General features: G+C 38.1%; 13 protein-coding genes and 4 tRNA genes. All 17 read left to right on the forward strand.

What is annotated here, in order from left to right; translation table 11 throughout:
- Window positions 1-36 precede the first annotated feature (36 nt).
- The 17 genes from AC3WJG_RS15785 to yycF all read left to right on the forward strand — a co-directional run bounded on the left by AC3WJG_RS15785 (window position 37) and on the right by yycF (window position 12,805).
- On the forward strand, window positions 37-1,050 hold the full coding sequence (locus AC3WJG_RS15785; protein WP_337134420.1) for a YkvI family membrane protein: 1,014 nt from the start codon (window positions 37-39) through the stop codon (window positions 1,048-1,050).
- Window positions 1,051-1,117: 67 nt separating this feature from the next.
- Window positions 1,118-2,011, forward strand: a complete 894-nt coding sequence (locus tag AC3WJG_RS15790) for a mechanosensitive ion channel family protein (protein ID WP_028409761.1) — start codon at window positions 1,118-1,120, stop codon at window positions 2,009-2,011.
- A 14-nt stretch (window positions 2,012-2,025) separates the two neighbouring features.
- Window positions 2,026-2,223 carry a DUF951 domain-containing protein gene (locus tag AC3WJG_RS15795; protein ID WP_013059917.1) on the forward strand — a complete coding sequence of 66 codons (198 nt, stop codon included), beginning with the start codon at window positions 2,026-2,028 and terminating at the stop codon, window positions 2,221-2,223.
- Window positions 2,224-2,393: 170 nt separating this feature from the next.
- A complete protein-coding gene (ychF, locus tag AC3WJG_RS15800; RefSeq protein ID WP_013059916.1) occupies window positions 2,394-3,494 on the forward strand; it encodes a redox-regulated ATPase YchF in 1,101 nt (366 codons plus the stop codon).
- Between the two features lie 189 nt (window positions 3,495-3,683).
- Window positions 3,684-3,971 carry a 30S ribosomal protein S6 gene (rpsF, locus tag AC3WJG_RS15805; protein WP_013059915.1) on the forward strand — a complete coding sequence of 96 codons (288 nt, stop codon included), beginning with the start codon at window positions 3,684-3,686 and terminating at the stop codon, window positions 3,969-3,971.
- 48 nt (window positions 3,972-4,019) lie between these two features.
- Window positions 4,020-4,520 (forward strand): single-stranded DNA-binding protein, encoded by a 501-nt coding sequence (ssb, locus tag AC3WJG_RS15810; protein WP_013059914.1) that lies wholly within the window; start codon window positions 4,020-4,022, stop codon window positions 4,518-4,520.
- Window positions 4,521-4,586: 66 nt separating this feature from the next.
- Window positions 4,587-4,826, forward strand: coding sequence for a 30S ribosomal protein S18 (rpsR, locus tag AC3WJG_RS15815; RefSeq protein ID WP_013059913.1), 240 nt, complete (start codon window positions 4,587-4,589; stop codon window positions 4,824-4,826).
- 138 nt (window positions 4,827-4,964) lie between these two features.
- On the forward strand, window positions 4,965-5,909 hold the full coding sequence (locus AC3WJG_RS15820; protein WP_337134421.1) for a YybS family protein: 945 nt from the start codon (window positions 4,965-4,967) through the stop codon (window positions 5,907-5,909).
- A gap of 36 nt (window positions 5,910-5,945) precedes the next feature.
- Window positions 5,946-7,919, forward strand: coding sequence for a DHH family phosphoesterase (locus AC3WJG_RS15825; RefSeq protein ID WP_028409759.1), 1,974 nt, complete (start codon window positions 5,946-5,948; stop codon window positions 7,917-7,919).
- On the forward strand, window positions 7,916-8,365 hold the full coding sequence (gene rplI, locus AC3WJG_RS15830; RefSeq protein ID WP_013085555.1) for a 50S ribosomal protein L9: 450 nt from the start codon (window positions 7,916-7,918) through the stop codon (window positions 8,363-8,365). Before AC3WJG_RS15825 ends, rplI begins: the two co-directional genes overlap by 4 nt.
- 115 nt (window positions 8,366-8,480) lie before the next feature.
- Window positions 8,481-9,845 (forward strand): replicative DNA helicase, encoded by a 1,365-nt coding sequence (gene dnaB, locus AC3WJG_RS15835; RefSeq protein ID WP_028409758.1) that lies wholly within the window; start codon window positions 8,481-8,483, stop codon window positions 9,843-9,845.
- A 187-nt stretch (window positions 9,846-10,032) separates the two neighbouring features.
- Window positions 10,033-11,319 carry an adenylosuccinate synthase gene (locus AC3WJG_RS15840; RefSeq protein ID WP_098578905.1) on the forward strand — a complete coding sequence of 429 codons (1,287 nt, stop codon included), beginning with the start codon at window positions 10,033-10,035 and terminating at the stop codon, window positions 11,317-11,319.
- Between the two features lie 168 nt (window positions 11,320-11,487).
- Window positions 11,488-11,560: transfer RNA gene (locus AC3WJG_RS15845), tRNA-Lys, on the forward strand.
- Between the two features lie 15 nt (window positions 11,561-11,575).
- Window positions 11,576-11,647, forward strand: a tRNA-Glu gene (locus AC3WJG_RS15850).
- A gap of 35 nt (window positions 11,648-11,682) precedes the next feature.
- A tRNA-Asp gene (locus tag AC3WJG_RS15855) sits at window positions 11,683-11,758 on the forward strand.
- A gap of 4 nt (window positions 11,759-11,762) precedes the next feature.
- Window positions 11,763-11,835 (forward strand) — tRNA-Phe (locus tag AC3WJG_RS15860).
- A gap of 262 nt (window positions 11,836-12,097) precedes the next feature.
- Window positions 12,098-12,805 carry a response regulator YycF gene (gene yycF / locus AC3WJG_RS15865; protein WP_013085552.1) on the forward strand — a complete coding sequence of 236 codons (708 nt, stop codon included), beginning with the start codon at window positions 12,098-12,100 and terminating at the stop codon, window positions 12,803-12,805.

Raw genomic sequence — 12,805 nt, forward strand, 5'->3', positions numbered from 1 at the left:
TTCTATACATATATTTCGTGGATTGGGGGAAAATCGATGTGGAGAGCCGGGTGTAAATGGATATTCTTAATTATGGGAACGATGATAGGTGCTGGATATGCTTCTGGAAGAGAACTATGGCAGTTCTTTGGTGAAGAAAGCGGACTTGCTATTTTTCTATTTTCTATTATTTTTGCGATTTCTTGCAATGTGATTATGCAAATCAGCTATCGCTATCGAACCAATCAATTTTACCCAGTACTAATTGAATTAATAGGAAAGAGATGGGCTGCAGCCTACGACGTTTTAATCGTTTTTTATTTGTTTACGACGACGGTGATTATGATCGCGGGCGGCGGGGCGACATTGGAAATGTGGCATGTTCCTTACTGGTGGGGAATTGGTGGTCTTAGTGTGTTTATCGTCTTTGTTTTTTCAAGAGGATTAAGTGGACTGCTTTCTATCAATTCTTTCGTTATGCCAATCTTAATGATTGGACTAGCTGGTGTACTTCTTACATTTGTTTTACGTCATCCTGGAGTAATTAATTGGCATCTTCAGCATAATTGGCCTGCTGCTTTTACCTTTACGGCTTTAAATATTCTTCCTCTTGTCGCGGTATTATCTACAATTGGAAAGGAAATTAAAAGCAAAAAAGAGATTTATATTGCAAGTGTTGGCAGTGGTTTTTTATTAGGAGGCCTCTCTTTTATTTATAATGAATCACTTATTCAAGTTTCAGGGCTTCTTTCCTCTTATGAAATTCCATTATTCGCTATTCTTAAAGATTTTCCTTATATGATGACGTTTTTAATGAGCATTGTTTTGCTTATCGCAATTTATACGACAGCCGTTTCGGGAATTTTAGGATTGACCGCTCGTTTTCATACTGAAAAGGTGCAATCTCTTTGGAAACTGGCAGCCTGCTGGCTACTTTTAATGATTCCCTTTACAAAGGTAGGGTTTTCTACTTTAATTGCTATTTTGTATCCAATGTATGGAATCGTCAATTTATTTCTAGTAACAGCCGTTTTGTTGTATCCATTTCGAAATCGCTACAAAAGTTCGTAGAAACTTGCTACAATAGGTTAAAACTTTCTCGTATGCAGATTATGTTACGTTAGGAGCTACATGTAGTATGAATTCGTTGAAGTCAGTTTTTAAGAACGTGTTTGAGCCATTTTTTCAAGAAGAAACGTGGGCACATATTGGAGAGGGATTTATAAAAATTCTATTGATTCTACTCATTTCCATGTTTTTAATTCGAATTGGAAAGAAAGCGTTAAATAAATTCGTAGAGGTTCGCACAAATAGCCCTCTGCGTATTTCTGAGCGACGAGAAGCTACGATGGTCCGTTTGCTTCAAAATATTTTTTCTTATGCCATTTATTTCGTTGCGGGAGTTATGATTTTAGAAACGTTATCGGTAGATGTCCGTGGATTGCTAGCGGGGGCTGGAATCGTAGGGCTCGCGGTAGGGTTTGGTGCTCAAAACTTAGTGAAAGACATCATCACGGGGTTTTTTATTATCTTTGAAGATCAGTTCTCCGTTGGGGATTATGTTCGAGTAGGAACATTTGAGGGAACTGTAGAGGAAATTGGTTTGAGAACTACAAAGATTAAGAGTTGGACAGGCGAAATTAATATTTTGCCTAATGGCAGTATTGTGGAGGTCACTAATTTTTCGTTACATAACAGCGTAGCTTTCGTTGATGTAAGCATTTCTTATGAAGAAAACATACAAAAAGCAGAACAAGTGATTTTAGACCTGTTAGAAGAATTGCCAAGTCGCTATGAAGATATGGTTAAAACGCCTGAATTGCTGGGGGTTCAAAATATCCATGCAACTGAAGTCACAATGAGGATTACAAGTGAAGTAAAACCAATGAGACATTTCCATATTTCTCGTATGATTCGTAAAGAAGTGCGTACAAGGCTAAATGAACATGGTATTGAAGTTCCATTTCCTCGTATGGTTATGTATAATCGTACAGAAGAAGCACAGCATTCGTCGACGTTGAAAGGGACATAAGGAGGAGAGAGCTGATGACGGAAAAAGAATTTGGTTTAAATGACGTTGTGGAAATGAAAAAACCTCATCCTTGCGGTACAAATGAATGGAAAATCATTCGAATGGGAATGGATATCCGTATCAAATGTGAAGGCTGCGGCCATAGCGTAATGATTCCAAGACGTGATTTTGCACGTAAAATGAAAAAAATTCTTGTAAAGCATGAGGAATAACCTCATGCATTTTCTATGTTTATGCCTTATACTGTAAGGTGGGACAAAATGAAGCACCTTAACCCCATGCGGTTAAAGGTTCTTTATCAAACTTGTATTTCAAAAGTTGACTCACTATAATTGTGACAGGTTAACTTGTTTCGGATATATAAAGAGGAGTGAATAAATATATGGCTTTAACAGCTGGAATTGTTGGTCTTCCTAACGTTGGAAAATCAACATTATTTAATGCAATTACACAAGCGGGCGCAGAATCTGCGAACTACCCTTTCTGTACGATTGATCCTAACGTAGGTATTGTAGAAGTACCTGATCATCGTCTTCAAAAACTTACAGAGCTTGTAAAACCTAAAAAAACAATTCCAACAGCATTTGAATTCACAGATATCGCTGGAATCGTAAAAGGTGCTAGTAAAGGTGAAGGATTGGGAAATAAATTCTTATCTCATATTCGAGAAGTAGATGCGATTTGTCACGTTGTACGTTGTTTTGAAGATGAAAACATCACGCACGTTTCAGGAAAAGTAGATCCTATCTCAGATATTGAAACCATTAATTTAGAGTTGATTTTAGCAGATTTAGAAACGGTAGAGAAACGTATTGGCCGTGTTCAAAAAATGGCTAAACAAAAAGACAAAGAAGCAATGTACGAATACGAAATTCTAGAGAAACTAAAGAATGCATTTGAAAGTGATCAGCCAGCTCGTGCTGTATCGTTTACAGAAGAACAAATGAAATTAGTAAAACAATTTCATTTGCTAACGATCAAACCTATTCTTTATGTAGCAAACGTTTCTGAAGATGAAGTAGCCGATGCATCTGCTAACGAATATGTAGCAAAAGTGCGCGAGTATGCGGCAAGTGAAGGTGCAGAAGTAATTGTTGTTTGCGCACGCATTGAATCTGAAATTGCTGAACTTGAAGGAGAAGAAAAAGCAATGTTCCTTGAAGAACTAGGCATTGAACAGTCAGGTCTAGATCAGCTTGTACGTGCAGCGTACGATTTGCTTGGATTAGCTACGTACTTTACAGCGGGTGAGCAAGAAGTACGCGCGTGGACGTTTACACAAGGTATGAAAGCTCCTGAGTGTGCAGGTATTATTCATACAGATTTTGAACGCGGATTTATTCGTGCAGAAACGGTGTCATACGAGGATTTATTGGCTGCCAAAACAATGGGAGCAGCTCGTGAAGCTGGAAAAGTACGTTTAGAAGGAAAAGAATACATCGTAAAAGACGGAGACGTTATGCATTTCCGCTTTAACGTATAAGATTAAAAGCCGAAAGAAGATATCTTCTTTCGGCTTTTGTTGTTGGCGAAAATATTAGCATATATTTACGAAACAGCCCGCAATGCGTATTGCTTTGCCTATGGTAGTGTGCTATAATTTTAATTCGTGAGTAATATTTTATTGCTCCTTGCCCGTTTCGGGCCGTTAGACCAAAAGGAGGTGACAGTGATGAGAAAGTATGAAGTAATGTACATCATCCGTCCAAGCATTGATGACGAAGCAAAGAAAGCATTAGTTGAGCGCTTTAACGGCGTATTAACTGATAATGGTGCTGAAATCGCAAATGTTAAAGAATGGGGTAAACGTCGTTTAGCATACGAAATCAATGATTTCCGTGACGGTTACTACATGATTCTTGACGTGGCGGCTACTTCAGAAGCAGTTTCTGAATTTGATCGTCTTGCGAAAATCAACGAAGACATTATCCGTCATATCGTTGTTAAACAAGAAGCATAATTAAACGTTTAAATAAATTGGGTTTTATTTCCTTAAGGAGTGGTTCTGATGATGAATCGCGTAATTCTCGTAGGACGCTTAACCAAAGATCCTGAATTACGTTATACCCCGAGTGGAGCAGCGGTTGCAACATTCACTTTAGCGGTAAACCGCACATTTACAAATCAGCAAGGTGAACGTGAAGCTGACTTCATCAACTGTGTTGTATGGCGTCGTCAGGCTGAAAATGCAGCCAATTTCCTTAAAAAAGGAAGTTTAGCTGGTGTTGATGGTCGACTACAATCTCGCAGTTACGAAGGACAAGACGGTCGTCGCGTATACGTAACGGAAGTTGTAGCGGAAAGTGTGCAATTTTTAGAGCCGAAAAGTGGCGGTGGGGATACGCAACGCAGTAACTTTGCTAACACTGGAGGATCTGGACAAGGCTCTCCATTTGGAGATAATCAGAACCGTAACTCAGGTAATCAAGGTTATACTCGCGTTGATGATGATCCATTTGCAAATAATGGCGAGACAATTGACATTTCAGATGACGATTTACCGTTTTAATTCGCAGTAGATTATCCGGAGTATAAAATTTTATAGAAACTTTTAAGCGGAAGGAGGCGTATCAAAATGGCAGGTGGACGTAAAGGTGGACGCAACAGACGTCGTAAAGTTTGTTTCTTCACAGCAAACGGCATCACTCACATCGATTACAAAGATGTAGATATGCTTAAAAAATTCGTTTCAGAGCGTGGTAAAATTTTACCTCGTCGTGTAACTGGAACAAGCGCTAAATACCAACGTAAATTAACGATCGCTATCAAACGCGCTCGTCAAATGGCATTATTACCATATGTTTCTGGTGAATAATGAACGGTATAAAAAGAGGCAGTAAGGATTCCCTTACTGCCTCTTTTTACATTACATAAGTGCTCTTTTGTCAAATAGTTGCTTCTTATGAATTGAATCGATAAAATAAATAATAGTCTATATCAACGAGGTGAAGTTGTGAAAGGAATTCGATATATTACAGAAGGAGCAGCTCTTTTAGCGCTTTTTGTGGCGCTGTTGCTTTTTTCACTATACATACCTGTTGTGGGAACCATTTTTCAACTAGCGCTTGCTGTTCCATTTATTGTGTATACCGTTCGTCATGGGTGGAAAAAGGCAATATTATTTTTAGTAGTAGGGTTGTTATTGACTTTGTTATTTGGAAATGTGTTGACTCTTCCTTTTACATTTGTATTTGGTATTGGTGGGTTAGCAATAGGAATGCTTTACCGACAAAAACAAAAAAGGTATACCATTTTACTAGGCGGAACGGTTGCATTTAGTTTAGGTTTACTTTTATTGTTTGTAGGAGCAAATGTCATTTTTAATGTTAATTTAATGGAGCAAATAAATAATGCTTTAGATCAATCAATTAATCAAAGTATTGAAATGATGAAAAGTTTAGGACAAGACGTTAAGGAATCTCAAATTGACCAAATGAGAGATGCATTTGATATGTTTAAAAATCTATTGCCTCTATTAATTGTTATAGGTGGAGTTATTCTGGCCTTTTTCTCTCAGCTTATTGCTACGCCTATTCTTAAAAGAACAGGTTATGAGGTGGAAGCATTCCCGCCTTTTCGTGAATTCAAACTTCCTAAAAGTATTCTATGGTATTATTTGATTGCATTAATCTTATCCTTCCCATCTTTTAATATTGAACAAGGTACATTTATGTACGTAGCCATTATCAATATCGTGATGGGACTGCAAATGCTAGTAGTGTTACAAGGGATTTCTTTTATTTTCTATTTTTCACATCAAAAAGGGTATGCGAAAGCAATTCCAGTTGTTGTAACAATTTTAGCATTAATTATTCCAATTATCCTTCAAATTGTGCGCATCTTAGGTATAATTGATTTAGGATTTAATTTAAGAAAACAATTAGACACAAAAAAGTAGATATTGTGGAACTTAAAAAAGTAGGAGCTGAAATGGATGCCTGTCTTTACAAAAAAGAACGTTATTCGCTATCCATTTTACTCATTGTATAGTATAGCTCTGATTTTAGTAGGTATCGTGACCTATCATAATTGGATCATAGGAATGATAGGCTTTATATTACTATTAGCCTGTCTTTTTCTATACATGAGAATGGAGCGAATGCTGTCCGATGAGTTTGAAACCTATATTTCAATGCTGTCTCATCGGCTGAAAAAAGTAGGCGAAGAGGCATTAATGGAAATGCCGATTGGGATTATGCTGTTTAATGATGAATATCAAATTGAATGGACCAATCCTTTTCTAGCATCTTGTCTCGGTGAAGACACACTAGTGGGAAGATCATTATACGATGTAGCCGAAAGTATTATTCCACTGATCAAACAAGAAGTGGAAACAGAAGTTGTCACGTTGCATGATCGGAAATTTAAAGTGGTGATTAAACGAGACGAGCGCTTACTGTACTTCTTTGATATTACAGAGCAAATAGAAATCGAAAAATTGTATGAAGAAGAACGAACAAGTTTAGGTATTATCTTTTTAGATAATTATGATGAACTAACGCAAGGAATGGATGATCAAGTTAAAAGTAACTTGAATAGCCAAGTAACCTCTATGTTAAATAGTTGGGCTCAAGAATACGGTATTTTTATTAAACGTACGTCTTCCGAGAAATTTATTGCGATTATGAATGAACAAATCTTAATTCATTTAGAGCGAAGCAAATTTTCTATCTTAGACCAAGTTCGAGAAGAGACGTCTAAACAAAATATACCGCTTACATTGAGCATTGGTATCGGTGCTGGTGCTGCTGATTTACCTGAGCTGGGTGCCTTAGCTCAATCTAGCTTGGATTTGGCCTTAGGTCGAGGCGGAGATCAAGTAGCGATTAAACAGCCGAATGGAAAAGTGAAATTCTTTGGGGGCAAGACAAACCCAATGGAAAAACGGACGCGCGTGCGTGCAAGAGTTATTTCTCACGCGTTAAAAGAGCTCATTACAGAGAGTGGAAAAGTGATTATCATGGGTCATAAGTATCCGGATATGGATGCTGTAGGAGCTGCTATTGGGATATTAAAAGTAGCCCAAGTAAATCAGAAAGACGGTTTTATCGTATTAGATCCTGATCATATCGATACAGGTGTTCAGCGAATGCTAGAAGAGATTAAAAAGAAAGAAGGCCTGTGGGAGCGATTTATTACGCCTGAAGAAGCCTTAAATCTTGTAAGTGATGATACTCTTTTAGTAGTAGTGGATACGCACAAGCCGTCCATGGTTATTGAAGAAAGATTATTACATCGTATTGAAAATGTCGTGGTCATTGATCACCATAGACGTGGAGAAGACTTTATTGAAGATCCTCTTCTTGTCTATATGGAGCCATATGCTTCCTCGACAGCAGAACTCGTTACTGAGCTTCTTGAATACCAGCCAAAACGATTTAAAATTGATATGCTAGAAGCAACGGCACTTTTAGCTGGTATTATTGTCGATACAAAAAGCTTTACATTACGCACGGGATCTCGTACGTTTGATGCAGCGTCCTTTTTACGTTCTCAAGGCGCAGATACGGTTCTTGTTCAAAAGTTTTTAAAAGAAGATATCACGCAATATGTACAGCGAGCACGCTTTATTGAACATGCAGAGATTTATACAGCAGGTATTGCTATTTCACGAGCTGAACCAAACAAAATGTATGATCAAGTGTTAATTGCGCAAGCTGCAGATACGCTGCTTTCAATCAGCGGAGTGGTTGCTTCGTTTGTTATTTCTAAGCGGCGGGATAATCTAATTGGCATTAGTGCGAGATCGCTTGGAGATATCAATGTACAAGTTATTATGGAAAGTCTCCAAGGCGGAGGCCACTTAACGAATGCTGCTACTCAGCTCCAAGACATTAGTTTGGATGAAGCTGAAGAACGGCTTAAACAAGCAATTGATGAGTACTTAGATGGAGGTAAAAAATCATGAAAGTAATTTTCTTAAAAGATGTAAAAGGAAAAGGCAAAAAAGGTGAAGTGAAAAATGTTTCAGATGGCTACGCACATAACTTCTTATTAAAAAATGGTTATGCTGTTGAAGCTACAGGCGGTAATGTGAAGGTATTAGAAGCACAAAAAAATAGAGAGCAAAAAGATGCAGCTGCAGAACTTCAAGCAAACAAAGAGTTAAAAGCAACTCTTGAAGAACTAACAGTTGAATTAAAAGCAAAATCTGGTGAAGGCGGCCGTTTATTCGGTTCTATCACAAGCAAACAAATTGCTGAAGAATTAAAGAAAAAGCACAACATTAAAGTAGATAAGCGTAAAATTGAATTAAATGATGCAATTCGCGCATTAGGCTACACAAATGTACCGGTTAAATTACATCCGGAAGTAACGGCTACTGTAAAGGTACACGTGACTGAACAAAAATAAACGTACGATTGAAAAATAGGTAAATGATATAAAGGGTTGGCGCGGACTTGTATTTGTTCGCGCCAACATTTATGATGAAAGAAAATACGAAAGAATATAAGAGGGGCATAGAAATATGAGTGATCTTTTTGCTGATCGTCTTCCGCCTCAGAATATTGAAGCAGAGCAAGCGCTATTAGGGGCCATTTTCTTAGAGCCTTCTTCTTTAACCTTAGCATCTGAACTGCTGATACCTGAAGATTTTTACCGGGCATCGCACCAGAAAATCTTTACATGTATGCTGAAACTTTCTGACCAAGGTGAACCGGTTGATTTGGTAACGGTAACGTCTGAATTAGCTGATCAAAAAATCTTAGAAGAAGTTGGCGGCGTATCGTATTTAAGTGATTTAGCTAACTCTGTTCCAACGGCTGCAAACGTAGAGTATTACGGTAAAATTGTAGAAGAAAAGTCGATTTTACGCCGTTTAATTCGTACTGCAACGCATATTGCTTCAGAAGGATATGCAAGGGAAGACGAAGTAGAAGTTTTATTAAATGAAGCGGAAAAAAACATTTTAGAAGTAGCACAGCGTAAAAACAGCGGTGTGTTTCAAAATATCAAAGATGTACTTGTACAAACGTACGATGATATCGAAGTTCTTCACAATCGAAAAGGTGACATTACAGGTATCCCAACCGGGTTTAGTGATTTAGATAGAATGACAGCAGGGTTCCAACGAAATGATTTAATCATTGTAGCGGCCCGTCCATCGGTAGGTAAAACGGCTTTTGCCTTAAATATTGCGCAAAACGTTGCAACGAAAACGGATGAGAACGTAGCAATCTTCAGTTTAGAGATGGGTGCTCAGCAGCTTGTTATGAGGATGCTGTGTGCCGAAGGAAATATTGATGCACAAAGGCTGCGTACAGGCTCGCTTACAGCTGATGACTGGGGAAAGCTTACGATGGCAATGGGATCTTTGTCCAATGCAGGGATTTATATTGATGATACACCGGGTATTCGAGTAGGTGAAATTCGTTCTAAGTGTCGTCGCTTGAAACAAGAAGGCGGACTTGGGATGATTTTAATTGACTACTTACAGCTTATTCAAGGTAATGGACGAAGCGGAGAAAACCGACAGCAGGAAGTATCTGAAATTTCGCGTGCGTTAAAATCTTTAGCTCGTGAATTAGAAGTTCCTGTTATCGCCTTATCACAGCTTTCCCGTGGAGTAGAGCAGAGACAAGATAAGCGACCGATGATGTCTGATATCCGTGAATCCGGAAGTATTGAGCAGGATGCCGATATCGTAGCTTTCTTATATCGTGAAGACTATTATGAAAAAGATACAGAAAATCAAAATATTATCGAGATTATTATAGCCAAGCAGCGTAACGGTCCAGTTGGAACCGTACAGCTTGCCTTCGTAAAAGAGTACAATAAATTCGTTAATCTCGAGCGGCGCTTTGATGATGCAGGAGTGCCGCCTGGTGCATAAAACCTCTCAATATGAGAGGTTTTATTTTATTGTTATCGCATTCGTTCCGCAAAATACGATATATTTGTAATAACTTTTGTTAAATCGTTCGGATTTAATTGACTTTAGCGTGATAAATTGATACACTTATCCATGGTTAAATTATGTCGTAGTGAGCTGTTGCTTACTAAGCGGAGGTGCTTAAGATATGTCTTCAGTCGTTGTAGTAGGAACACAATGGGGAGATGAAGGAAAAGGGAAGATTACAGACTTCCTATCAGAAAATGCAGAAGTGATTGCACGTTACCAAGGTGGGAACAATGCAGGTCACACAATTAAGTTTAATGGTGAAACTTATAAGTTACATTTAATTCCTTCAGGTATTTTTTATAATGACAAAACATGTGTAATTGGAAACGGTATGGTTGTCGATCCAAAAGCGCTTGTTCAAGAATTAAAATACTTACATGATCGCGGTGTAACAACAGAAAACTTACGTATTAGTAACCGAGCTCATGTGATTCTTCCATATCATTTAAAATTAGATGAAGTTGAAGAAGAACGTAAAGGTGAAAATAAGATTGGTACAACGAAAAAAGGTATTGGACCAGCTTATATGGATAAAGCAGCACGTGTTGGTATTCGAATTGCCGATTTACTAGACCGTGAAGTATTTGAAACAAAATTAACACAAAACTTAGCTGAAAAGAACCGCCTTCTTGAAAAAATGTATGAAGTAGAAGGCTTTACATTAGAAGAAATTTTAGATGAGTACTATGATTATGGTCAACAAGTTGCAAAATACGTTGTTGATACATCAGTAGTATTAAATGATGCGTTAGACGAAGGACGTCGTGTACTATTTGAAGGCGCACAAGGTGTTATGTTAGATATCGACCAAGGAACATATCCATTTGTTACATCTTCAAACCCAGTAGCGGGTGGAGTAACAATTGGCTCTGGTGTAGGTCCATCTAAAATCAAACACGTTGTAGGTGTATCAAAAGCGTATACAACTCGTGTTGGTGACGGTCCTTTCCCAACTGAATTAACAAACGAAATCGGTGATCAAATCCGTGAAGTAGGACGTGAGTATGGTACAACAACTGGTCGTCCTCGCCGTGTAGGTTGGTTCGACAGTGTAGTTGTACGTCATGCTCGTCGCGTTAGCGGAATCACAGATTTATCTTTAAACTCAATTGATGTATTAACGGGAATTGAGACATTAAAGATTTGTGTAGCTTACCGTTATAAAGGGGAAGTTATGGAAGAATTCCCTGCTAGCTTAAAAACACTTGCAGAATGTGAACCTGTATACGAAGAGCTTCCAGGTTGGACAGAAGATATTACGGGTGTGAAAACATTAGATGAGTTACCTGATAACGCTCGCCACTACTTAGAGCGCGTGTCTCAATTAACAGGTATTCCTTTATCTATTTTCTCTGTAGGTCCAGATCGTACACAAACAAATGTATTACGTGGTGTATATAGCTAAATAAAAAAGGTTAGCTCCTCGTGAGCTAACCTTTTTTATTGATAATTGGTGCTTTGTTAACAAGATTTTTAAAAAAAGCTCAATAATAAAAAGAAAGTTTTAAAAAAACTATTGCATTCATATTAAATATCATGTTATTATAATAAGCGTCGCTAAGAGATATAACATGAGCCATTAGCTCAGTTGGTAGAGCATCTGACTTTTAATCAGAGGGTCGAAGGTTCGAGTCCTTCATGGCTCACTTTTGTTACAACGTGGCCCGTTGGTCAAGCGGTTAAGACACCGCCCTTTCACGGCGGTAACACGGGTTCGAATCCCGTACGGGTCATTTTTAATATTTTTAATACATAGCATATAGACTGAGGTCCCGTGGTGTAGCGGTTAACATGCCTGCCTGTCACGCAGGAGATCGCGGGTTCGATTCCCGTCGGGACCGCCATTTTGGCTCGGTAGCTCAGTTGGTAGAGCAAAGGACTGAAAATCCTTGTGTCGGCGGTTCGATTCCGTCCCGAGCCATCAAAAAGCATGACTTTATTTAAAGTCATGCTTTTTTCTTTTATTTACATTTAAAAGAAAACGTTATTTGCTTTGTATCTCTTTTGTGGTAATATATTACTTTTGTATTTAGAGATGGTTGAAAATCATATATCTTCATGTATAGTAGAGGATGAACTTGTGACGTTTCAAGGGTTATCAAGTATAATAAAACTACGGTATTCAAACAGTATGAATACTATCTTTTATATTTTGCTTCAACTAATAAAGGAGAACGATGATCATGGATAAACGTATTTTAGTCGTAGATGACGAAAAGCCGATTGCAGATATTTTAAAGTTTAATTTGCAAAAAGAAGGTTACGAAGTATTTTGTGCTTATGATGGCGTAGAAGCACTTGAAAAAGTGGAAGAAGTACAGCCTGAAATGATTTTATTAGATATTATGCTTCCTCAGAAAGATGGAATGGAAGTTTGCCGAGAAGTGCGCAAAAAATATGATATGCCAATTATCATGTTAACAGCAAAAGACTCTGAAATTGACAAAGTTTTAGGTCTAGAATTAGGTGCAGATGATTATGTAACTAAGCCATTTAGTACGCGTGAATTATTAGCACGTGTAAAAGCTAATTTACGTAGACATCAACAGGTAGCTGTTCCAACGGAAGAAAGCGAAACGAATGAAATTACGATTGGAGCACTTGTTATTCACCCAGATGCTTATATCGTGTCTAAGCGCGGAGAAACGATTGAACTGACTCACCGTGAATTTGAGCTGCTGCATTATTTAGCGAAGCACATTGGACAAGTCATGACGCGTGAACACTTGCTTCAAACTGTATGGGGTTATGACTATTTTGGTGATGTGCGTACGGTAGATGTAACAGTTCGAAGATTACGTGAAAAAATTGAAGATAATCCAAGCCATCCAATGTGGATTGTAACAAGACGTGGAGTAGGCTATTATTTACGCAGCCCAGAGCAGGAGTAA

It is taken from the genome of Priestia sp. FW507-14D1A, assembly GCF_058781295.1.

Bases quoted from the DNA above. Each gene is read 5' to 3' on its own strand.
- AC3WJG_RS15785 (WP_337134420.1), top strand. From the start codon at position 37: ATGTGGAGAGCCGGGTGTAAATGGATATTCTTAATTATGGGAACGATG.
- AC3WJG_RS15790 (WP_028409761.1), top strand. From the start codon at position 1,118: ATGAATTCGTTGAAGTCAGTTTTTAAGAACGTGTTTGAGCCATTTTTT.
- AC3WJG_RS15795 (WP_013059917.1), top strand. From the start codon at position 2,026: ATGACGGAAAAAGAATTTGGTTTAAATGACGTTGTGGAAATGAAAAAA.
- ychF (WP_013059916.1), top strand. From the start codon at position 2,394: ATGGCTTTAACAGCTGGAATTGTTGGTCTTCCTAACGTTGGAAAATCA.
- rpsF (WP_013059915.1), top strand. From the start codon at position 3,684: ATGAGAAAGTATGAAGTAATGTACATCATCCGTCCAAGCATTGATGAC.
- ssb (WP_013059914.1), top strand. From the start codon at position 4,020: ATGATGAATCGCGTAATTCTCGTAGGACGCTTAACCAAAGATCCTGAA.
- rpsR (WP_013059913.1), top strand. From the start codon at position 4,587: ATGGCAGGTGGACGTAAAGGTGGACGCAACAGACGTCGTAAAGTTTGT.
- AC3WJG_RS15825 (WP_028409759.1), top strand. From the start codon at position 5,946: ATGCCTGTCTTTACAAAAAAGAACGTTATTCGCTATCCATTTTACTCA.
- rplI (WP_013085555.1), top strand. From the start codon at position 7,916: ATGAAAGTAATTTTCTTAAAAGATGTAAAAGGAAAAGGCAAAAAAGGT.
- dnaB (WP_028409758.1), top strand. From the start codon at position 8,481: ATGAGTGATCTTTTTGCTGATCGTCTTCCGCCTCAGAATATTGAAGCA.
- AC3WJG_RS15840 (WP_098578905.1), top strand. From the start codon at position 10,033: ATGTCTTCAGTCGTTGTAGTAGGAACACAATGGGGAGATGAAGGAAAA.
- yycF (WP_013085552.1), top strand. From the start codon at position 12,098: ATGGATAAACGTATTTTAGTCGTAGATGACGAAAAGCCGATTGCAGAT.